Annotated in this window: 19 protein-coding genes and 1 tRNA gene; 11 read left to right on the top strand and 9 right to left on the bottom strand. The window is 59.5% G+C overall.

Annotated elements, in window-relative coordinates; translation table 11 throughout:
• Nucleotides 1–40: 40 nt before the first annotated feature.
• Nucleotides 41–117: transfer RNA gene (locus BT199_RS16940), tRNA-Met, on the bottom strand.
• Between the two features lie 278 nt (nt 118–395).
• Between BT199_RS16940 and dinB the strand changes: the two genes are divergently transcribed.
• Entirely contained in the window at nt 396–1,454 is a 1,059-nt protein-coding gene (dinB, locus tag BT199_RS16945; protein WP_014719774.1) for a DNA polymerase IV, read from the top strand.
• 129 nt (nt 1,455–1,583) lie between these two features.
• On the opposite strand, the gene BT199_RS16950 is transcribed toward dinB, so the two are convergent.
• The 4 genes from BT199_RS16950 to BT199_RS16965 form a co-directional block, all read right to left on the bottom strand.
• On the bottom strand, nt 1,584–2,537 hold the full coding sequence (locus tag BT199_RS16950) for a hypothetical protein (protein ID WP_072435089.1): 954 nt from the start codon (nt 2,535–2,537) through the stop codon (nt 1,584–1,586).
• 20 nt (nt 2,538–2,557) lie between these two features.
• On the bottom strand, nt 2,558–4,273 hold the full coding sequence (locus BT199_RS16955) for a proline--tRNA ligase (RefSeq protein WP_014719772.1): 1,716 nt from the start codon (nt 4,271–4,273) through the stop codon (nt 2,558–2,560).
• A gap of 185 nt (nt 4,274–4,458) precedes the next feature.
• Nucleotides 4,459–5,991: an AmpG family muropeptide MFS transporter gene (locus BT199_RS16960; RefSeq protein WP_005791052.1), complete on the bottom strand. Its 1,533-nt coding sequence runs from the start codon at nt 5,989–5,991 to the stop codon at nt 4,459–4,461.
• A gap of 43 nt (nt 5,992–6,034) precedes the next feature.
• Nucleotides 6,035–6,349, bottom strand: a complete 315-nt coding sequence (locus BT199_RS16965) for an MGMT family protein (protein WP_020301352.1) — start codon at nt 6,347–6,349, stop codon at nt 6,035–6,037.
• Between the two features lie 193 nt (nt 6,350–6,542).
• On the opposite strand from BT199_RS16965, the gene BT199_RS16970 reads away from it, so the two are divergent.
• The 5 genes from BT199_RS16970 to groL all read left to right on the top strand — a co-directional run bounded on the left by BT199_RS16970 (nt 6,543) and on the right by groL (nt 11,165).
• Nucleotides 6,543–7,550: a DUF481 domain-containing protein gene (locus BT199_RS16970; RefSeq protein WP_014719769.1), complete on the top strand. Its 1,008-nt coding sequence runs from the start codon at nt 6,543–6,545 to the stop codon at nt 7,548–7,550.
• Nucleotides 7,551–7,652: 102 nt separating this feature from the next.
• Nucleotides 7,653–8,384, top strand: a complete 732-nt coding sequence (locus BT199_RS16975) for a HugZ family pyridoxamine 5'-phosphate oxidase (RefSeq protein WP_072435091.1) — start codon at nt 7,653–7,655, stop codon at nt 8,382–8,384.
• A 66-nt stretch (nt 8,385–8,450) separates the two neighbouring features.
• Complete coding sequence (locus BT199_RS16980) at nt 8,451–8,927, top strand: FxsA family protein (RefSeq protein ID WP_003193941.1); 477 nt, start codon at nt 8,451–8,453, stop codon at nt 8,925–8,927.
• Between the two features lie 247 nt (nt 8,928–9,174).
• The gene (locus tag BT199_RS16985) at nt 9,175–9,468 is read left to right on the top strand and encodes a co-chaperone GroES (RefSeq protein ID WP_003193940.1); all 294 of its coding nucleotides are present in this window, start codon (nt 9,175–9,177) and stop codon (nt 9,466–9,468) included.
• Between the two features lie 50 nt (nt 9,469–9,518).
• Entirely contained in the window at nt 9,519–11,165 is a 1,647-nt protein-coding gene (gene groL / locus BT199_RS16990; RefSeq protein ID WP_014719767.1) for a chaperonin GroEL, read from the top strand.
• A 381-nt stretch (nt 11,166–11,546) separates the two neighbouring features.
• Here the strand turns inward: groL and BT199_RS16995 are convergent, their stop codons facing one another.
• The gene (locus BT199_RS16995; RefSeq protein WP_019817329.1) at nt 11,547–12,272 is read right to left on the bottom strand and encodes a phosphatase PAP2 family protein; all 726 of its coding nucleotides are present in this window, start codon (nt 12,270–12,272) and stop codon (nt 11,547–11,549) included.
• A 50-nt stretch (nt 12,273–12,322) separates the two neighbouring features.
• Nucleotides 12,323–14,272 carry an LTA synthase family protein gene (locus BT199_RS17000; RefSeq protein WP_072435093.1) on the bottom strand — a complete coding sequence of 650 codons (1,950 nt, stop codon included), beginning with the start codon at nt 14,270–14,272 and terminating at the stop codon, nt 12,323–12,325.
• A gap of 201 nt (nt 14,273–14,473) precedes the next feature.
• Between BT199_RS17000 and colR the strand changes: the two genes are divergently transcribed.
• The 5 genes from colR (at nt 14,474) to BT199_RS17025 (ending at nt 18,244) form a co-directional block, all read left to right on the top strand.
• On the top strand, nt 14,474–15,157 hold the full coding sequence (colR, locus tag BT199_RS17005) for a two-component system response regulator ColR (protein ID WP_003193936.1): 684 nt from the start codon (nt 14,474–14,476) through the stop codon (nt 15,155–15,157).
• Nucleotides 15,147–16,427, top strand: coding sequence for a sensor histidine kinase (locus BT199_RS17010; RefSeq protein WP_019817331.1), 1,281 nt, complete (start codon nt 15,147–15,149; stop codon nt 16,425–16,427). Before colR ends, BT199_RS17010 begins: the two co-directional genes overlap by 11 nt.
• Nucleotides 16,428–16,615: 188 nt before the next feature.
• A complete protein-coding gene (locus tag BT199_RS17015) occupies nt 16,616–17,296 on the top strand; it encodes a class I SAM-dependent methyltransferase (protein WP_054897665.1) in 681 nt (226 codons plus the stop codon).
• Between the two features lie 4 nt (nt 17,297–17,300).
• On the top strand, nt 17,301–18,020 hold the full coding sequence (locus tag BT199_RS17020) for a lipopolysaccharide kinase InaA family protein (RefSeq protein ID WP_072435095.1): 720 nt from the start codon (nt 17,301–17,303) through the stop codon (nt 18,018–18,020).
• Nucleotides 18,017–18,244 (top strand): hypothetical protein, encoded by a 228-nt coding sequence (locus BT199_RS17025; protein WP_003193932.1) that lies wholly within the window; start codon nt 18,017–18,019, stop codon nt 18,242–18,244. Before BT199_RS17020 ends, BT199_RS17025 begins: the two co-directional genes overlap by 4 nt.
• A 211-nt stretch (nt 18,245–18,455) precedes the next feature.
• Here BT199_RS17025 and BT199_RS17030 read toward each other — a convergent pair whose 3' ends face one another.
• Nucleotides 18,456–19,553, bottom strand: coding sequence for a DUF1513 domain-containing protein (locus tag BT199_RS17030; protein WP_072435097.1), 1,098 nt, complete (start codon nt 19,551–19,553; stop codon nt 18,456–18,458).
• Between the two features lie 2 nt (nt 19,554–19,555).
• On the bottom strand, nt 19,556–20,620 hold the full coding sequence (locus BT199_RS17035) for an imelysin family protein (protein WP_003193930.1): 1,065 nt from the start codon (nt 20,618–20,620) through the stop codon (nt 19,556–19,558).
• Nucleotides 20,621–20,637: the final 17 nt, after the last annotated feature.

Here is a 20,637-nt window from a genome sequence, read left to right on the forward strand (position 1 = left end):
ACAAAAAAGGCCACTCTTTCGAGTAGCCTTTTTTGATGTTTGGTTGCGGGAGCCGGATTTGAACCGACGACCTTCGGGTTATGAGCCCGACGAGCTACCAGACTGCTCCATCCCGCGTCTGTGTGTCGGCATTCTACAGAGGAACGCGAGTGTGTCAACCTGTGAATCAAACAAAAGCGCTTGTGGTTCAATCGGTTAGCTCTCCAAAGAGGGGGCGTGAAGTGCTCTGGGCCAGTCAGGCCAAGGCTTTCAGCTCTATCGGAAGCCCGAATTCGATTGAAAAAATAAATTCATCAAGGAAACTTCCTACCACTTGGAAGGAAGAATCAAACTACTGGTGCTATATACAGGTGTGAATGCGATACTGGCCACCCGTTGGTTCACACCCCGTTTATATGACGCAGCGCAAAATCATCCACGTTGACTGTGATTGCTTCTACGCCGCCATCGAGATGCGTGACGACCCGAGCCTAGCGCAAAAGCCCTTGGCGGTGGGCGGTTCGGCGGACCGGCGGGGGGTGATCGCTACCTGCAACTACGAGGCGCGAGCGTATGGGGTGCGTTCGGCGATGTCGTCACGTCATGCCTTGAAGCTCTGCCCGGACTTGACCATTGTTAAGCCGCGCATGGATGCCTATAAAGAAGCGTCGAAAGAAATCCAACTGATCTTCCGCGACTACACCGACTTGATCGAGCCGTTGTCGCTGGATGAGGCTTACCTTGATGTGTCTGACAGCCCGCATTTTGGCGGCAGCGCCACGCGTATTGCCCAGGACATTCGGCGCCGGGTCTCCAACCAGTTGCATATCACTGTGTCTGCCGGCGTGGCGCCCAACAAGTTTTTGGCCAAGATCGCCAGCGACTGGAAAAAGCCCAACGGCCTGTTTGTGATCACGCCGGATCAGGTTGAAGACTTTGTCTCGCAGTTGCGTGTCAGCAAGCTGCATGGCGTGGGCAAGGTCACCGCTGACAAGCTGGCGCGCCTGGGCATCGAAGACTGCCTGCAATTGCGCGACTGGAACAAACTGGCGCTGGTGCGCGAATTCGGCAGTTTTGGCGAGCGCCTCTGGAGCCTGGCCCGTGGAATTGATGACCGTGTGGTGCAAAACGACAGCCGTCGGCAATCGATTAGCGTGGAAAACACCTACGATGTGGACTTGCCGGATCTTTCAAGCTGCCTGGCGAAACTGCCGGAGCTGATGGAGACCCTGGCCGGGCGTATGGCGCGTATCGACAGCAGCTACCGGGCGGGCAAGCCGTTCGTGAAAGTGAAGTTTCATGACTTTACCCAGACGACGCTGGAGCAGGCCGGGGCAGGACGGGATCTGGAGAGTTATGAACAGTTGATGACCCAGGCGTTCAATCGCGGGGGCAAGCCGGTGCGGTTGCTGGGGATAGGCGTACGGTTGCTGGACCTGAGCGGCGGCAACGAACAGCTCGAGTTTTCCTGGTAAAAACCCGAAACAAATGTGGGAGCTGGCTTGCTTGCGATAGCCGTGTGTCAGTCACGAATGCTTTAACTGATACACCGCTATCGCAGGCAAGCCAGCTCCCACAGTTTGATCTTCACAGGTATTGCACGATCAGCGTGCGCCAGGATCGGCGACTAACCGCCCCCCATCCTTGGTCAACGCCTGCACAAACTCCTGCTGCAACTCCGGATCATTGCGCGTCAGTTCAATCAGGCTTTGTTCCAGCTCGCTGGCTTCTTCTTCCAGGCCCAGCTCCGACAAGCGTTTGACCCGGTGTACCCACTGGTTCACTTCGTCATCTTCCAGGTCGTCATAGATCAGGACATGGGCTTCGAGCAGCTTGCTGCGCAGCGTGTTGCTGACCGCCAGGGTCGAGTCGGTATGCACGTCGTCCTGGCCATCCGCCACAGTGATTTTCAGCGTGGTGACGCGGTTCAGGTCCTGCTCGGCAAAGGGGCTGTCCAACAGGTTAAGGCGCAGTATGCCGTTACGGTCGGTGGTCAGCTCGTGGGTCTGCTTGCCGGCGGTGACTTGCACCGGGCGCTCGCTCCAGGGCAGGCTCGAATACTCCAGGCGCTTGTCACGCTGGACTTCATCGATGGCCGCCAGGTTCTGTTGCGCACGGCCGTGGGATTGCACGTTCATGAACGGGTTGATGCCGTCCACGCCATAGCTCAACCAGTCATGGGTCACACTCGTGGGCAGGTTGCCGAGGGCGAAGATATTCACCACGTTAGCACCCACGCCCGCCACCAGCGCCACGGCACCCAGGGGCATCTCATAGAGTTTGCGCCAGGGCTGGTAGGGTGTGTAGCGGTCGTAACGACGGGTGACTTCGAATTCGGTGACCTCGAAGGTCTTCTGCTCATGAATGCGAACCCGGCGTTGCGGCAGCTCCAGCACTTTAGGCTCGCCTACATCGATCTGCAGGCTGTGGTCGAGCAACTTACGCTCGACCCGCTCCTCGTGTTCACTGCGTTGCGACATCTGATTGGCGCAGCCGCTGACCAGCAGGGCGCCGCACAAGGCGGCGCCCCCCAGGGCTCTGGTGTTTCGCTTGAACATGACTTCTCTTGATCTGGTTTTCAGCGACGAATACGCGCCTGGAGGAAAGACAGCACCTCAGCCACCGGCAACGGTTGGGCTTCGGCTTCGGTCCGGCTCTTGTATTCCAGATTGCCATCCGCCAGGCCGCGGTCACTGACCACGATCCGGTGCGGGATGCCAATCAGTTCCATGTCGGCGAACTTGATGCCCGGGCTGGTTTTCTTGTCCCGATCATCGAGCAGCACTTCAAAACCGGCGGCGGTGAGTTGCGCGTACAGTTTGTCGGTGGCTTCGCGTACTTGCTCGGTTTCATAGCGCAATGGCACCAGGGCCACCTGGAACGGCGCCAGCGCGTCACTCCAGATGATGCCTTTCTCGTCGTTGTTCTGCTCGATGGCAGCGGCCACCACGCGGGATACGCCAATGCCGTAGCAGCCCATGTCCAGGGTGATCGGCTTGCCGTTCTCACCTAGTACTTCGCACTTCATCGCCTTGCTGTACTTGTTGCCCAGCTGGAAGATGTGCCCGACTTCGATGCCGCGCTTGATCTCCAGGGTGCCCTTGCCATCCGGGCTCGGGTCGCCGGCCACGACGTTGCGCAGGTCGGCCACGGTCGGAACCGGCAGGTCACGCTCCCAGTTCACGCCGAAGTAGTGCTTGTCGTCGATGTTGGCGCCGATACCGAAGTCGCTCATCAGCTCAACGGAACGGTCGATGATGATCGGCAGTGGCAGGTTCAGCGGGCCGAGGGAACCGGCACCGGCGCCAATGGCGTCGCGCAGTTCGGCATCGGTGGCCATGACCAGCGGGCTGGCTACGCCAGGCTGGTTAGCGGCCTTGATTTCGTTGAGCTCGTGGTCACCACGGATCACCAGGGCGATCAGCTTGCCTTCTTCTTCGGCGCGCACGATCAGGGTCTTGATAGTCTTTTCAATCGGCAGATTGAATTTCTCCACCAGGGCCGCGATGGTCTTGGTGTCTGGCGTGTCGACCAGGCGCAGCTCCTCGGTGGGAGCAGGGCGCGAGGTTTCACGTGGTATGGCTTCGGCCTTCTCGATGTTCGCCGCGTAGTCGGAACCGTTGCTGAACACGATATCGTCTTCGCCAGACTCGGCCAGCACGTGGAATTCGTGGGAGCCGGCACCGCCGATGGAGCCGTTGTCCGCTTCAACCGGGCGGAACTTCAGGCCCAGGCGCGTGAACACGTTGCAGTAGGCCTGGTGCATGCGGTCGTAGGTCGCTTGCAGGGAAGCCTGGTCGGCGTGGAACGAATAGGCGTCCTTCATGATGAATTCGCGGCCACGCATCAAGCCGAAGCGTGGGCGGATTTCATCACGGAACTTGGTCTGGATCTGATACAGGTTGAGCGGCAACTGCTTATAGCTGCTCAACTCGTTGCGCATCAGGTCGGTGATGACTTCTTCGTGGGTCGGGCCGGCGCAGAAATCGCGGCCATGACGGTCTTTGAAGCGCAGCAACTCAGGGCCGTACTCTTCCCAGCGCCCGGATTCCTGCCACAACTCAGCCGGTTGGGTGCTCGGCATCAACACTTCCAGAGAGCCGGCAGCGTTCATTTCTTCACGAACGATGGCTTCGACCTTGCGCATCACCTTCAAGCCCATGGGCAACCAGGTGTACAGGCCCGAGGCCAGTTTGCGGATCATGCCGGCGCGCAGCATCAGCTGATGGCTGATTACAACCGCGTCGGAAGGCGTTTCTTTCTGTGTGGCGAGCAAATATTGACTGGTACGCATGGTAGGCCGTTGTCGGTTGCTTGGACTTGAAATGACTTGGGATTGTACGGGCGCAGAGTGCTGGAGTACAGGTATCAGAATGCAGAGGGGTCTGTGGGAGCGGGCTTGCTCGCGAATGCGGCGTGTCAGCCTCCGAGTCTTGGACTGACCCACCGCATTCGCGAGCAAGCCCGCTCCCACATGTATCAGTCTTCCTGCGGGGGATTGAGTCGGGCGCGGCGGTTCTCCTGGAACCAATGCAACGCAATCAGGAGCAGCGTCGGCACGCCCAACAGGCAGGTGATCATAAAGAAGTTGTGGTAACCGAACTTCTCCACCATCACGCCTGAATAGCCGCCGATCAAACGTGGCAGCAACAGCATGATCGAACTGAGCAGCGCATATTGGGTGGCGGAGAACTTGAGGTTGGTGAGGCTCGACAGGTAAGCCACGAATGCCGAGGTGGCCATGCCCGAACTGAAGTTGTCCAGGGAGATGGTCACGATCAACATCTGCAGGTCGGGGCCCATGTCGGCGAGCATCACGAACAGCAGGTTGGTACCGGCCGAGGCCACGCCGCCGATGAACAGGATCGGCAATATGCCGAACCGCACGATCAACAGGCCGCCCATGCCGGCGCCGAGCAGGGTCATGATCAGGCCGAAGATCTTGCTCACTCCGGCGATCTGGTCCTTGGTGAAACCCTGGTCGATATAGAACACGTTGGCCATGACGCCCATCACCGTGTCGGACATGCGATAGGTGGCAATCAGCCCGAGCAGCAGCAGCGCCTGCCAACGGTAGCGCAGGATAAAGTCATTGACCGGCGTGAGCACGGGCGCCAGGCCCCGGCGGCCCATGGCTGAAAGGCACAGGGTAGTGAGGATGATATAGAGGATGGCGCGCAGGAACGCGCGGTCTTCCATCAGCAGTTCCCACAAACTCACGCCCTGGAACAGCACGCTGGCGAAGTCGGTGTTGTACAACTGGGTGAACATCGCCGGCACTGAGACCAACAGCACGATCAGCACAAACACCGACACCAACTGGTGCATGAAACTGTAGCGGCCGGCCTGCAACTGAGTGCGCAGTGGCACATCAGGTTCACGCATGAGGAAGGTGGTGAGCAACGCCGGCACCATCAACACGCCGAACAGCACATAGGTGCCGGTCCAGGCCGAGTGTTTATAGTTGAAGCCGGTGGAGCCAAAGCCTTCGGCAAAGAACAGCGCACCGGCCGTGGCCAGCAGAGCGGCAATGCGATAGCCGGACATGTAGCTTGCCGCCAGGGCGGCCTGACGGCTGTCGTCGGCGATTTCCAGGCGGTAGGCATCCACGGCGATATCTTGGGTGGCCGACGCGAAGGCGACAATCACCGCGATGGCGATCAACCAGGACAAGTGTTTTTGCGGGTCACAAAAACCCATGCCGATCAATCCGAGGATCACCAGCGATTGGGCCAGCACCAGCCAGGAGCGACGACGCCCCAGTTTGCCAAGCAACGGCAGGCGCCATTGGTCGAGCAGCGGCGACCAGACCCATTTAAAGGCGTAGGCCAGGCCGATCAGGCTCGCATAGCCAATGGTCTCGCGGGCCACACCGGCTTCACGCAGCCACACCGAAAGCGTCGAAAACACCAACATGTAAGGCATGCCGGCGGCGAAACCGAGCAACAACAGCACTAACGTCGAAGGGCTGGCATAGGCGGCGAGCGCGGCGCGCCAGGTTTTACGGGGCATGGGCTGGAGTCTGCCTCAGATTTGCGGAAACAAAGCGCGCACTCTAACCGCTGTGCTCTACCGGGCGCCAGCCATGACGCTGAATATCAACACGATTGTTCAGGATAGTGACGCCTTCGCTACGTAAACGCGCACGTTGTTCGTCGCCCGAGGCACTGCCCACCGGCAGGCTTATCCGACCACCGGCACCCAGCACCCGATGCCAGGGCAACCGCGTGTCTTGCGGCAACTGGCTCAGGGTGCGCCCGACCCAGCGGGCAGCACGCCCCAGACCCGCCAGGTGGGCCAGCTCGCCATAACTCACCACGCAGCCTTCGGGCACCTGCGATAACGTCAGGTACAAGGCGGTGCGGCGCATCTCGGCGGGGCTTTGTGGTGCATCTGCAGGTGGGATCACTGTGGAGATATCCGTTGAGATCGTCGTTGTTTTGTCAGAAACGTCTGTAAACATGACGATGAGTATTGAACTCAATATAAATCCTTGAGTCAGTTCTAGCCATGTAACACTATAACGCCCCTTTTTTCGCCTATCCTGAGCCCCGTACCTGCTTATGTTGTCCAGAACCCTGTTGTGCCTTGCTGTTTTCAGTGCTTCCACGCCCTTGCTTGCCGATACCGTCTGGTTGAAAAACGGTGACCGGCTCACTGGCAAGATAAAAGTCTTCGACGGTGGCAAGTTGCTGATCCAAACCACCTACGCAGGCTCCATTCCGGTGGACTGGAAGCAGGTCAAAACCCTGGAAAGTGACCAGGAGCTGCTGGTCAAGCAGGACGCCTACAGCGGTGAAAAGGCCAAGTCCTTGCAGGCATCGGATGACGGCAAGGTGGTGCTGGCCAATGGCGAGGCGCCCAAGACGGTGGAACTGGCAAGTATCCAACAGATCATGAAGCCCAAGCCCGTGATCGAAGACCTGGTGTGGAAGGGTAATGTCGACCTGGCGCTGGACTACAAGCGCGCGGACAAAGACACCAACGACTACGACATCGACTTCAAGACCTCGGCCCGTCACGGCCAGTGGCGTCATACGGGCAAGGGCGAATACAACCGCGAGTTCCAGGACGACGTCACCACCACCGACAACTGGGCCCTGGAATACGACCTGGACCGCTTTATTACCGAGCACTGGTTCTGGCAGGGGCGCCTGACCTACAAGCGCGACAAGGTCGAAGACCTGGCGCGCCAGCGCACCGTGGGTACCGGCCCGGGCTACCAGTTCTGGGACGATGAGTTGGGCGCGTTCTCCCTCGGATCGCTGGTCAACCGTACCGATTACGAATATGCCGACGGCGGCAAGGACAACTTCTACTCTCTGGCCATGAAGTGGAATTACAACCGCTACCTGGTGGGCAAGACCGTGGAGTTCTTCACCAACGGCGAATTGGGCAAGCCTCTGGACGGCCCGGCCGATTACTCCCTGGATGCCGAGATGGGCCTGCGCTACAAAGTCACCGAATGGGCGTCCCTCAATCTCAAGGCCGAGCGTGACGTCATCAGCGGCGACTCCGATAGCAGCTTGAGCAAGACCCGTTACACCGCAGGCTTCGGCGTGGCCTGGTAAACCGGCGTCGGCCACTCTGGCAACCTGCGCAGATATTGATTACCTTGTGTTGAGATCCATTCCCATATGCCATGGGCGGCGGAACACCCGAGGAGTCATCTATTGAGCACGCAGGTTGCCAAGAACGCCCGAGAGCTGTTGCTCAAGGAATACCGTGGGGCGCTCGCCACACAGTCCAAAGCCATGCCCGGCTTTCCCTTTGGCTCGGTGGTGCCCTACTGCCTGGACGAGCAGGGCCGCCCGCTGATCCTGATCAGCCGCATTGCCCAGCACACCCACAACCTGCAAAAAGATCCCAAGTGTTCGCTGTTGGTGGGTGAGCGCGAGGCCGATGATGTGCAAGCCGTGGGGCGCCTGACCTACCTGGCCGAAGCCGAGAAGCTGGAAGACCCCGCCGTCATCGAAGCTGCGGCCGAGCGCTACTACCGCTACTTCCCTGATTCGGCCAACTACCACAAGGCCCACGATTTCGATTTCTGGGTGCTCAACCCCGTCCGTCACCGTTACATCGGTGGGTTTGGCGCGATCCATTGGGTCGACCAGTTGACCTTGGCCAACCCGTTTGCGGGCAAGGCCGAGCGCAGCATGATCGAGCACATGAACAGCGATCACACCAAGGCCATCGCCCATTACGTCGACCTCGGCGGTTTGCCGACCAGCGAGCCAGCACAGCTGGCCGGCATCGACAGCGAAGGCATGCACTTGCGTATCGGCCAATCCTTGCACTGGTTGCCTTTCGAGACGCCTTGCAACACACCGACACAAGTACGCGAAGCCCTGGTTTCATTGGCTCACGCCGAGGTGTGGCCGAAAAAAACCACGGTTGACGCTTGAATTTACACAACGGCGACGTCATCTAAGGTGGACTGGCAAGGCATTCTTGCGTTGAGGAACCATTTGATGCGCCCTTTTTTATTGCTCTTTCTGCTGTTCCCGGTGTTGGAGCTGTTCGTATTCGTTAAAGTCAGCGGTGCGATCGGGTTTTTCCCGGCGCTGTTGCTGATCATCGTAGGCTCCATGCTCGGCGTCCTGGTGCTGCGTGTCGCCGGCCTGGCGACCGCGCTGCGTGCCCGTGAAAGCCTGAACCGCGGCGAACTGCCGGCCCAGACGATGCTTGAGGGCCTGATGATGGCCCTGGCCGGTGGCCTGCTGATCCTGCCGGGCTTTATCAGCGACGTGCTCGGCCTGGTGCTGTTGCTGCCGTTCACCCGCAAGCTGCTGGCCGGCAAAATGCGCCAGCGTGCTGAAGAGGCCGCGATGCGCCAGCGTGCGTTCGCCGACGACCTGCAACCCCGTGGTGGCCCGGCTCCACGCCAACCCCTGGGGCGTGAAGGTGATGTGATCGAAGGCGAGTTCGAACACCGCGACCCTAAGTAACCGCTTCACTGGCACGGCACCTTCGGGTGCCGTGTTGCATTTAGCCTTGAGCCGACACAAAAAATTTCATCCTCGGCCCCTTGTAATAAGCCTGGGCGCCCTTATGTAACGGTCACCGCAAGGTTTCTGGTGGTGACATCAGACAGACTTCCGCGTCTCGCCCCGCGAGCCGCGACCGGCACCGCCGGAATTTAACCCGCCGGAATTGATACCGGCCGATGAAAAACACAATTAGGAGAGATCGACAATGAAGCTTCGTCCTCTGCACGACCGCGTCGTAATCCGTCGCAGCGAAGAAGAAAAGAAAACCGCTGGCGGGATCGTTCTGCCAGGTTCGGCTGCTGAAAAAGCCAACCACGGTGTGATCGTCGCTGCTGGCCCAGGCAAAACCCTGGAGAACGGTGATGTACGCGCACTGGCCGTGAAAGTGGGTGACAAGGTTGTTTTCGGCCCTTACTCCGGCAGCAACACTGTGAAAGTAGACGGCGAAGACCTGCTGGTAATGGCTGAGAACGAAATTCTCGCCGTTCTGGAAGACTGATTTCCTCGCTCATTTTCCCGTTACTACAAAGTATTTAAGGAATATCGATCATGGCTGCTAAAGAAGTTAAATTCGGCGACTCCGCCCGCAAGAAAATGCTCACTGGCGTCAACGTACTGGCTGACGCAGTAAAAGCGACCTTGGGCCCGAAAGGCCGTAACGTGATCATCGAGAAGAGCTTCGGCGCTCCGACCATCACCAAGGACGGCGTTTCCGTCGCCAAAGAAATCGAACTGGAAGACCGTTTCGAAAACATGGGCGCGCAGCTGGTCAAAGACGTTGCCTCCCGTGCCAACGATGACGCAGGTGACGGTACTACCACCGCAACCGTACTGGCTCAGTCGATCGTCAACGAAGGCCTGAAGGCCGTTGCTGCCGGCATGAACCCGATGGACCTCAAGCGCGGCATCGACAAGGCGACCATCGCCATCGTCAAAGAGCTGAAGAACCTGTCCAAGCCATGCGCCGACACCAAGGCCATCGCTCAGGTAGGCACCATCTCCGCCAACTCCGACAGCTCCATCGGCGACATCATTGCCGAAGCCATGGAAAAAGTCGGTAAAGAAGGCGTGATCACCGTTGAAGAAGGCTCGGGCCTGGAAAACGAACTGTCGGTTGTAGAAGGCATGCAGTTCGACCGTGGCTACCTGTCCCCGTACTTCGTCAACAAGCCGGACACCATGGTTGCCGAGCTGGACAGCCCGCTGATCCTGCTGGTCGACAAAAAGATCTCCAACATCCGCGAAATGCTGCCAGTGCTGGAAGCCGTTGCCAAAGCCGGCCGCCCACTGCTGATCGTGGCTGAAGACGTTGAAGGCGAAGCCCTGGCGACTCTGGTTGTGAACAACATGCGTGGCATCGTCAAGGTTGCAGCCGTCAAGGCGCCAGGCTTCGGCGACCGTCGCAAGGCCATGCTGCAGGACATCGCCGTTCTGACCGGCGGTACCGTTATCTCCGAAGAGATCGGCCTGAGCCTGGAAAGCGCCACCCTTGAAAACCTGGGTAGCGCCAAGCGCGTGACCCTGTCCAAGGAAAACACCATCATCGTTGACGGTGCTGGCGTTGAAGGCGACATCGAGTCCCGTATCGCTCAGATCCGTGCACAGGTTGCCGAGACTTCCTCGGACTACGACCGTGAAAAACTGCAAGAGCGCCTGGCCAAGCTGTCTGGCGGCGTTGCAGTGATCAAGGTTGGCGCTGGCTCCGAAGTTGAAATGAAAGAGAAGAAGGCCCGCGTTGAAGACGCCCTGCACGCAACCCGTGCAGCCGTTGAAGAAGGCGTGGTACCTGGCGGTGGCGTTGCGCTGATCCGTGCTCTGGAAGCCCTGACTGAGCTGACCGGCGACAACGCTGACCAGAACGTCGGTATCGCTGTACTGCGTCGTGCCGTTGAAGCACCGCTGCGCCAGATCGCTGCCAACTCCGGCGACGAGCCAAGCGTTGTGGTCAACGAAGTCAAGAACGGCAAAGGTAACTACGGTTACAACGCTGCGACTGGCGTGTACGGCGACATGATCGAAATGGGCATCCTGGATCCAACCAAGGTGACTCGTTCCGCGCTGCAAGCAGCATCCTCCATCGGCGGTCTGATCCTGACCACCGAAGCTGCGATCGCTGAAGCACCGAAGAAAGAAGGCTCGGCTGGCGGCGGTATGCCAGACATGGGCGGCATGGGTGGCATGGGCGGCATGATGTAAGCCAGCCTACCCGGCGCTATAAAAAGCCCCGCCTGCAGTGATGCAGGCGGGGCTTTTTTATGCACGGCTGTACCCACCCGACGGCGGCCTGACAGCCACGCTTATCTAACTGATGCACGGCGGTCAAAATGTGGGAGCTGGCTTGCCTGCGAAGACGGCCTGCCAGCCTGCAGGAATGTTGGATCAGAGCGCGTTCATATCCGTTAGTCAGGCAACGGCCATCTAGGGGCCGCCCTGCCGGGTTACCCAGGAGTTCAAGCCTGCGTTCGGCCAGCGTGGTTATCGAGATTGTAGTTGCCGTCGACCGCTGCAAAGTTGTGTCGATACTTATGGCCAATCGCAGGCAAGCCAGCTCCCACATTTGATCTTCGTTGCATTCGCTTAACTGACCGGCATCACGGCTTGCCGTGAAGGCCGGTACAGCAACAAGCAATACAGCCCCAGGCAGATCAGCCAGCAAAAGATCGCTGTCCACACATTGTGGGAAAAGAAATGCGCCCCTTGCAGCATACGGCTGACTGAAAACACGCTGCCCAGGCCGACAGCAAAGATGAACGCGTAGCGCGCCAGCCGTGGCCGTCGATCCCGCAGCGCGAAGAACCAGGCGAACAAGGCAAACCCGGTGGCGGCATGCCCGCCGGGCCAGCAGCGGCCGGGTTTATCGGTCGGCGGGCGCGGGCTGAGCAGTTCGCTGTAGGTTTCCTGGCCGCCGAACTCCTTGAGGCTCCAAGGGCATTGCACGGCGGTGATGGTTTTCAATGGCGACACGAACGCCGTCGCCATTCCCAGCGACAGCACCAGGCACACCAGTTCACGGCGGTACGGCTTGAGCCGCTGCAGGATGAAGCTGCCGACCAGGCCCAGAATCGCCAGCACCGAAAACAGGATCACCAGTTGCTTGGCACGGTCATGCAGGATGTCTTCAAGGAAGAAGCTATAGCGGCCAATGAAGCCGCCAGCCTCTGCGCTATAGAAATGCCTGGCCAGGTCCATGTCCAGTGACGTCAGTTCAAGCAACAGCAAGGCCACCGCAGCGCTGGCAGGCAGGCCCAGGCACAGCCAAAAATCAAGCGGTTTGGAAACCGGTAAAGAGGAGGCGGATTTCATCACGAACCTTGGTAGAAAAGCCCCGTGCTCACCTGCACGGGGCTTTTTGATTAGCGTTTGCTTAAGACTGGAGCCTCTTCCTTGGGCGCTTTCCAGCTCAGCAGTTGCTGTTTGTAGTCATAACTGGCGGCCTGGTAGTAGGTGATCGCCCGTTGAATCAAGGGGTCATCGCTACCGACGCGCAGCTCCTGGCTCTCGCCCAAGGCCTGGTCGTGGCGACGCAAGCCTTGGCGCGGGCTGAGGATTGCCAGGTCCTTGCCATCGAACAGACCCAGGTGCTGGTAATTGCCCACCACTACCCGTGCAGGCAATGGGTTGTCTTGCAGCAGGTTGCGGCCAAAGAATGTTGATTCGTAGCTCAGGTTGAGCAGGCCCAGCAAGGTCGGCGCCAGGTCGATCTGGCTGGCCAGTTGGGCGGATTCCCGTGCGTCGATCAGCTTGGGCGCGTAGATAAACAGCGGTATCTGGTAGTTGGTGATCGGCAGGTCTTCCTTGCCCGCGCTGCCGGCCGTGTGGTCGGCGACGAACACGAAGATCGTGTTATCGAACCACGGCTTCTGGCGTGCAGCTTCGAGGAACTGGCCGATGGCGTAGTCGGTGTATTTCACCGCGCCGTCGCGGCCCTTGCCGGACTTGATATCGATACGCCCGTCCGGGTAGGTATAAGGGCGATGGTTGGAGGTGGTCATCAGTTGCAGCAAGAACGGCTGCTGCTTGGCGTAATCGGCGTCGGCCAGTTTCAAGGTCTGTTTGAACAGGTCTTCGTCGGCCATGCCCCAGGCGTTTTTGAACGAGATCTCCGACTCTGGCACGCTGCTCTGGTCCACGACCCGATAACCGTTGCCGCTGAAGAACGCGTTCATATTGTCGAAGTAACCGCGCCCGCCGTAGACAAATACGCTGTCATAACCGATGGCCGAGAGCTGTTGCCCCAGGCTGGCGAACCCGCTTTCGCGGCCGATGCGCTTGACGATCGAACGTCCCGGCGTCGGCGGGACTGCCAGGGTAATGGCTTCCAGGCCTCGGTCGGTGCGCGTACCGGTGGCGTAGAAGTTATTGAAGTACAGGCTCTGTTGGCGCAATGCATCCAGATTGGGCGTGAGGTTGCGCGCATCGCCATTGCTGCCCATGTACTTGGCGCTGAAGCTCTCGATGGTCACCAGTACGATGTTGGGCTTGCGCAGTGTGCCGGGGTTGGTGATGGCACGGCGAATATCCAGCGGGTCCGGGTCGATAAAGCGGGCGTTGGGTTCACTCAGTTCGGCGCGCAACTGCTTGGCGACGACGTCGGTCGGCAGGCTTTTGTAAAACTGGGTGTAATCCAGTTCGTTGTTACGGAAGGCGGCGAAGAACTGATAAGGCCCGTTGCTGGCCAATTCGTTGTTGTACGCGTTACCGCCTTGGGTGCGCGGGCTGTCCTGGCTGACCAGTTGCAGGCTGAGGCCGGCGAGCACCAGCAGGCCCAGGGCGTTGATCACACGGCCACGCAATGGAGGCAATGGCGCTGCCATCGCGGCATTGAAGGGTTTGCGCAGAGCCACGCTCAGAATCAACGCCAGCATTGCCAGCAGGCTCAGCAGCTTGCCGATCGGATAAGACTCCAGCAGGTTGTTCAGTACCTCATCGGAGTACACCAGGTAATCGACAGCGATAAAGTTGAAGCGCACGCCAAACTCATCCCAGAACAACCATTCGGCTACAGAGGTGAACAGCATGGCGAACAGGCTGACGGTCAGCACCGCTTGCAGGAACCAGCGATGGCCACGGCGGCGCCACAGGGCTGGCGGGCAGAGCAGCAAATACAGGCCAAGCGGCAAGGCTGCATAGGCGAGGAAGGCCAGGTCGTAGAGCACACCTACGCCAAACACCGGCAGCAGGTTGCCGCCGACTTCATCCAGGTGAGTGATGAGCAGCACACTGCGCGTAAGCAGGAAAACCACTAACCAGGTACCGGTAATCAACAACAAATAGCGCATTGGTGCAGTTTTGAAAAAACCCATGTCTATGTTCCTTAGATCAATGGGGGGCGATCTTCTTCCTGAGGCTGTAGTCAGTTTGTGAAGCTATAGTGAAAAACTTGTTCGGCTCTGCAAACAGTTGAAAACCTTTATCAGCGGGGCTCTGCGCTCTATCCCTGAGCCCCGCTTGGCCTTAAGCTGCGCGAGCCAACACGGCCGTTACCGCGTACGGAGACACTGCCCATGCGAATTCTATTGGTTGAAGACAACCGCGATATCCTCGCCAACCTGGCCGATTACCTGGGGCTCAAAGGCTACACAGTGGACTGTGCGCAGGACGGTTTGTCGGGCCTGCACCTGGCGGCCACCGAGCATTACGACCTGATCGTGCTCGACATCATGTTGCCCGGCATCGATGGCTACACCCTGTGCAAGCGACTGCGCGAAGACGCGCGCCGTGACACTCCGGTAATCATGCTTACCGCTCGCGATCAACTGGACGACCGGCTGCAGGGCTTCAAGTCCGGCGCCGATGATTACCTGCTCAAACCCTTCGCCTTGTCGGAACTGGCCGCCCGTATCGAAGCGGTGTTGCGCCGTGCCCAGGGCGGCGGGCGTCGTGCCCTGCAAGTGGGTGACCTGAACTACGACCTCGATACGCTGGAAGTCACTCGCGAAGGGCGCTTGCTCAAGCTCAACCCCGTAGGCCTGAAACTGCTCGCCGTGCTGATGCAGAAAAGCCCGCACGTTCTGCGTCGGGAAGTTCTCGAAGAAGCCCTGTGGGGAGACGACTGCCCGGACAGCGACAGCCTGCGCAGCCATGTTCACCAATTGCGCCAAGTGATCGACAAACCCTTCGCCAAGCCATTGCTGCAAACGGTGCATGGTGTGGGTTATCGCCTGGCCGAGGGTCGTGATGGAGTTTAAGCAAAGCCTTGCCCAACGGATCATCATCGCCTTCGCCTTGATGAGTGCGTTGGTGGCGGGGGCCTTCGCCATCGGCATCATTGCGACCGTGCACCTGGTGGAAGAGAAGTTGATCTCGGCGGGCTTGGGCGGCGACTTGCAACGCCTGCTGTTGATGGACAGCGTCGAAGACTGGAACCATCGGCCGGAGCCGGACCAGCTGTTCTATTTCAGCGGCGGGCGTGGCGATTTTGAACTGCCCAAGGACCTGCGCCATCTGGACCCGGGGTTTCATGAGGTGTTTCGCGAGGCGCTGTCGTACCACGCCATGGTTGAAGTGGTCGATGGCCGACGTTATGTGTTGCTGCAAGACCAGAGCGATTTCGAAGAGCGTGAGCGCGTGCTGTTTGCGGTGGTGCTGGTGGGGTTCGTACTCAGCCTGGCGCTGGCGGCGTTCCTCGGCTGGGTGCTGGCCCGCAAGGTGATGGCGCCGGTGGTACGCCTGGCCCGCCAGGTCCGTCATCGTGACCAACTGTTGGGCCTGGCACCGCCCCTGGCGCCGGATTACGCCGCCGATGAAGTGGGCGAACTGGCGGTGGCGTTCGACGCCACCTTGGGGCGTTTACGCCAGGCGCTGTCACGTGAGCAATTGTTTACCAGCGATGTGAGCCATGAGTTGCGCACGCCCTTGATGGTATTGGCCAGCTCCTGCGAACTGTTGCGCGAAAACCCGGCCATCGATCAACGTGGTCGCAACCAGGTAGAGCGCATAGCCCGTGCCTGTGAAGAAATGCGCGAGCTGGTGCAAACCTTCCTGATGCTGGCCCGCGCCAAACACGACGACGCTGCCAGTTCACCCCAAGGCAACCTCACCCAGGTGGCCGAAGACCTGCTCGGTATCTGGCGCGAGCCCATCGAGAAAAAAGGCCTGGCGTTGATCTACCTGCCGGGTAACCCCCTGGACACCCGCTACAACACCACCTTCTTGCATGCGGTGATGGGCAACCTGCTGCGCAACGCACTGCATTACACCGAGCACGGGTTTATCCGCCTGACCCTGGAGCCCAGTGGTTTCACGGTGGAGGACTCCGGTGTCGGGATCCCCGAAGAGAAGCGCGAAGCGATGTTCGAGCCGTTCGTGCGCGGTAGCGAGAAGCGTGGCGAGGGCCTTGGCCTCGGCCTGTCACTGGTGCAGCGGATCTGCGAAAGCCAGGGTTGGAGCGTGAGCCTGAGCACCATGGAGCCTAATGGCTGCCGTTTTCACGTGGAGCTCAGCCCAGTCAAAACCTGACCCTTCAGTCTGTCGTTTTGCTGATGCAGACTGCCCGCTTTTCGGCGAAGATGGCCCGGTGCTACTGAATGTTTCTGTAAAGTCTTGAAATGTATGCAATTGGACAGGACAAGATTTTCACAACGAGTTGACCTGTTGATCACAGTTCGCTGCTTAAGGTCGTAGGCATCAGTTACTGGAGACGCAAGATGCCTTCCCCGATCAAGCTGGAATTTTCTGACAAGTACGACGATCAACACGCCCAGAAATATTTGCTCAAGCATCAGGACAATCTGGCTCGCCGGTTGTCCCACAAGCGCGACGAGCAGTTGGCGCGCGGTGCGCTGGCCATGGCCGGCGAGCCGGGGCTGGTGTTGGACCTGCCGTGTGGCGCTGGACGTTTCTGGCCGTTGCTGGCCGAAAAACCCAACCGTGTGATTATCGGAGCTGACAATTCGGCGTCGATGTTGAAGATCGCCACCGCTGCCCAACCGGCAGATGTGGTGAAACGGGTACGCCCTTTGCAGACGTCTGCCTTTGATATCGATTTGCCAGATAACTCCGTCGACAGTATTTTCTGCATGCGCTTGATGCACCACATCGGTGATCCAGAGCACAGATTGACAATATTGCGCGAGTTTCAACGTGTTACCCGCGACAGCGTGATTATTTCGCTGTGGGTAGACGGTAATTTCAAGGCCTGGAAGCGCAAGCGCAGCGAAGTGCGTCGTCGCAAAAAAGGTGAGCAAGAAGGTTACCAAAACCGGTTTGTGTTACCGGCTGCTACTGTCGAGGCAGAATTCGAGCAGGCCGGTTTCCGTGTTCAGGAATCCCTGGACTTCATACCGCTCTACGCCATGTGGCGAGTGTATGTATTGCGCAAGAGGTAACAGGATGGCAGTTGAGTGCGTAGTAGGCAGTCATGTAGCTCCCGAAGAACGATTTGATTTTTTCTGGCGTCAACAGGGTGAGTGGGTGGAAGAACCCAACCGCCGACGTGGTGGTGAAAGTGGCGTGCAACGGGTCATAAGCCCTAATGGCCGTTTGCTCTATTGCAAGCGCCAGACCGGCCACATTTACCGCAGCTGGCTGCACCCCTTTGGGCGTCCGACCGTGCTGCGTGAGCGTGATGCCCTCAAAGGCCTGCGTTTGCTGGATGTGCGTGTGCCGGAACTGGTGTTTTGCGAAGCACGTCGCGACCCAGAGCACCAGTGGAAAGCCCTGTTGGTCACCGCGTCTCTGGACGGTTTCGACGAGATTGAAAACTGGTACGCCGCCGGTGGCCGCGAACAGTATGGCGAGGCGGTCCACGAGCGCCTGCTGAAAGAGTTGGCCGGCACCTTGGCCCGTATGCACAAAGGCCGCTGGCAACACGGTTGCCTGTATATCAAGCACATTTTCGTGCGGGTTACCGGTGAGCCTGATGCGGCGACGGTGGAAGTGGCCCTGCTGGACTTTGAGAAATGCCGCCAGCGCCTGACCGCTTATCGGGCCGCGTCCCACGACATGCTGCAATTGCGTCGCCATTCGTCGTGGAATGATACCGACTGGAAAAAACTCAGCTACTTTTACGAGACGGCGTTTGGCAGCGCTATCAAGGGTTTAACCAGATGAAGCTAGAAATCGCACGAGGTTTGTTTCTGGTCGGGGCATTGGGTGTTGCGGCCCTGGCCCTGGCGGTATGGGAACAACCTCGTACACAAGTGTTGAGTGCGGTAGACGGTGGCGGGCAATGCCTGCTGCCACGCATTGCCAAGACGAGTGTGGCGGCCAAGCCCGACCATGAATTGTTGTTATTCATGTTCGGCATGTCTCAAGCGATGAGGCCGCAAAGTTGAAACGATTGACCCCGAAAAGGGCCTTGCCATGCGAGGCCCTTTTTTTATGGTGCGCCAGGCATGATCATTCCCACGCTCTGCGTGGGAATGCTTCTTGAGACGCTCTGCGTCTCGTCCGTTAGCGCCAGTGACGCAGAGCGTCACGGGTTGCATTCCCACGCAGAGCGTGGGAACGATCAAGCCCGCTCCCACATTTTGATGTCGTCGGTCTTTAGACCAAGTGCAGGTGGTTATCCCAGAACCCTGCCGGTAACTCCAGTGGTGTTGCCAGTAACTTTTCCTGGCGGCAGTCATAGAAGCGGCAACGCCCCTGTCCTGATGTCACGACAAACCCATCCGCCACCGCACCCACCCCCGCACAGTCCGGCAAGGGCCCATCCAGGCGCAGTTCGGCGGTGTCCATGTCCCAGATAAAAAAGCGATTGCCACGAGGTGCTGTCAACGCCACCAGGCGCAGTTCGCTATGCACCGCCACGCTGGCGGTGTAATGCCCTATCGCCTGCAACTGTTCATCCGCCACTGGGAACGCCACGAACGGCTGCCCCGGGCGCTTGATCGCCAGCAACTCGGAACGCTCCTGGGACGGGCCCATGAACTGTTGCCCCGTGAGGATGGTGCCATCGCTGGCGATGCCCATGTGCCGCACGCTGTTCATCTGCTGGGCCAGGGTTTCCTTGCTGATCAGGCTGCCGTCGCGCCGCATCAGCACCAGGCTCGGCTCCATGGCATTGAGGTTCATCTCTATCCGGCTTTCGGCTTCGGTGCGAATGCCACCGTTGGCCACGATCAGCGTCTCGCCGTCGGGCATCCACGAGACCTGATGCGGGCCGATGCCGTGAGTGGATATCTCGCCGCTGTGCACCAGCCGCTCACCTTCGAACTTATATACACCCAACAGGCCGCGGCCAGGGTCGGAAGTGTCGTTCTCGGTGGCGTACAGCCAGTCACCGCTCTTGTGGATCACCGCATGCCCATAGAAATGGCGGTTGGCGTTCGAGGTGATAGTTTGCAGCAGCCTGCCGTCGCGCAGGTCGATCAGGTAGCTCTCGGTGCCTGGGCGACGGGCGACGAACAGTGCAATCGGCAAGGTCGGGTGGTTGATGATGTCATGGCAGCGCTGGCCGACCTGGGTGGCAAATACCGGCTTGCCGTCCAGGCGATAGCCGACAGCGTAGTGCTTGCCGTCGGCATCATCGCGCGCCGACAGCAGCAGCGGGCCTTTGTCTTTGTGCTTGAACAGCGTCCAGCCACCCAAGGTGATAGCGCTGAGCAGCACGCTGCCCACCGCCAAAGCCTGTCGCCTGAGCATCATCAGTCACCGTCGTTGGCGTTAAAGCCCAGTTGTACACCCAGCGCCTTGGCCAGTTCACCTTCATGCAGGCGGTGGACCACGTTGAGGCTGTCGTAGATGTCGTTGAGTTGCTGGCGCCCGGCGTCGTCATTCAACAGTTCGTTGAGGGTGCGCTGGTTGCTGGCGAACAGTTTCAGGGACGCTGCGTAGGCGGCGTCGATTTTCTCGGCCAGTGGCTTCTGGTCCGCCGGCAGCAGGCCACGCAGGCCTTTGTTATCGACGCCCACCCACACGGTCTGCGCTGCGGCGAGGCTGGCTTCCAGGCTTTGCAGGGACGACTGGCTGCGCCAGGCATCGGCCTGGAACGGTTGCGGGATGCCCTTGGTCTGGCGGCCCATCGGGGTGCCGAGTTTTTTCTTCAGGGTGTCCAGGGCGGTCACTTGCACGCGCAGCAGGTCGGCGATGGCTTCGTGGGAATCAGCGTAGCGCTGGTTCGGAAACTTGGTCATCTGCGCGAGCATGCCGTCGGTGCTGTTCCAACTGGCCAGGATCTCTTCGGCCAGGACTTTCTGGCGTTCACCGATCGCCATCAGCAGCGGGCAATAGCGCGCTTTCTGGGCGTCGTCGGCGACGTCAGGCTTGGCGTCGTAAAGGATGTATTCGTACGCCGACAGGCCCTGTACCACCACGCTGGATTTCGCCAGCGCCGCGGCGTCGATCTGCGGCTGGGCGCTGACCAGTTGCTCGACCTGACGGCCGACCAGGTTCTTCTTGTCTGGCCAGAACTGCACCTGCCACGCCCGGTTGCCTTCGGCCAGCGGGCCGATCAGCAGCGGTTGCAGCTCGGCCCAGGCTTTTTGCGCGTGCAGGAAGTCGGCGCGGGCGGTGTCCAGGCTTTCCTTGCCTTGGCAGTAAGCCAGGGCGCTGACGGCCAACTGACGGTCGGCCTCAACCCAGCGGCTGTAGGTTGGCAGGATCACTTGCTTGGCGATGGCCGCCGAGGTCACGGCTTGCGGGTCTTGGGGCGAGCAGGCGCCCAAGGCCAGGGCGGCGAGGCTGGTGAACAACAACTTGGGACGAAACATGTCGAGCTCCCTTCTGT

Source organism: Pseudomonas sp. NFR02 (assembly GCF_900119375.1).
In the GTDB taxonomy this organism is placed as follows: Bacteria; Pseudomonadota; Gammaproteobacteria; order Pseudomonadales; family Pseudomonadaceae; genus Aquipseudomonas; species Aquipseudomonas paracarnis.

Coding starts and splice junctions, on each gene's coding strand:
- BT199_RS16980 (WP_003193941.1), top strand. CDS start 8,451: ATGCGCCCTTTTTTATTGCTCTTTCTGCTGTTCCCGGTGTTGGAGCTG.
- BT199_RS17000 (WP_072435093.1), bottom strand. CDS start 14,272: ATGGGTTTTTTCAAAACTGCACCAATGCGCTATTTGTTGTTGATTACC.
- BT199_RS17020 (WP_072435095.1), top strand. CDS start 17,301: ATGGCAGTTGAGTGCGTAGTAGGCAGTCATGTAGCTCCCGAAGAACGA.
- colR (WP_003193936.1), top strand. CDS start 14,474: ATGCGAATTCTATTGGTTGAAGACAACCGCGATATCCTCGCCAACCTG.
- BT199_RS17010 (WP_019817331.1), top strand. CDS start 15,147: ATGGAGTTTAAGCAAAGCCTTGCCCAACGGATCATCATCGCCTTCGCC.
- BT199_RS17035 (WP_003193930.1), bottom strand. CDS start 20,620: ATGTTTCGTCCCAAGTTGTTGTTCACCAGCCTCGCCGCCCTGGCCTTG.
- BT199_RS16965 (WP_020301352.1), bottom strand. CDS start 6,349: ATGCGCCGCACCGCCTTGTACCTGACGTTATCGCAGGTGCCCGAAGGC.
- BT199_RS17015 (WP_054897665.1), top strand. CDS start 16,616: ATGCCTTCCCCGATCAAGCTGGAATTTTCTGACAAGTACGACGATCAA.
- BT199_RS17030 (WP_072435097.1), bottom strand. CDS start 19,553: ATGCTCAGGCGACAGGCTTTGGCGGTGGGCAGCGTGCTGCTCAGCGCT.
- BT199_RS16950 (WP_072435089.1), bottom strand. CDS start 2,537: ATGTTCAAGCGAAACACCAGAGCCCTGGGGGGCGCCGCCTTGTGCGGC.
- BT199_RS17025 (WP_003193932.1), top strand. CDS start 18,017: ATGAAGCTAGAAATCGCACGAGGTTTGTTTCTGGTCGGGGCATTGGGT.
- BT199_RS16955 (WP_014719772.1), bottom strand. CDS start 4,273: ATGCGTACCAGTCAATATTTGCTCGCCACACAGAAAGAAACGCCTTCC.
- groL (WP_014719767.1), top strand. CDS start 9,519: ATGGCTGCTAAAGAAGTTAAATTCGGCGACTCCGCCCGCAAGAAAATG.
- BT199_RS16970 (WP_014719769.1), top strand. CDS start 6,543: ATGTTGTCCAGAACCCTGTTGTGCCTTGCTGTTTTCAGTGCTTCCACG.
- BT199_RS16960 (WP_005791052.1), bottom strand. CDS start 5,991: ATGCCCCGTAAAACCTGGCGCGCCGCGCTCGCCGCCTATGCCAGCCCT.
- dinB (WP_014719774.1), top strand. CDS start 396: ATGACGCAGCGCAAAATCATCCACGTTGACTGTGATTGCTTCTACGCC.
- BT199_RS16995 (WP_019817329.1), bottom strand. CDS start 12,272: ATGAAATCCGCCTCCTCTTTACCGGTTTCCAAACCGCTTGATTTTTGG.
- BT199_RS16985 (WP_003193940.1), top strand. CDS start 9,175: ATGAAGCTTCGTCCTCTGCACGACCGCGTCGTAATCCGTCGCAGCGAA.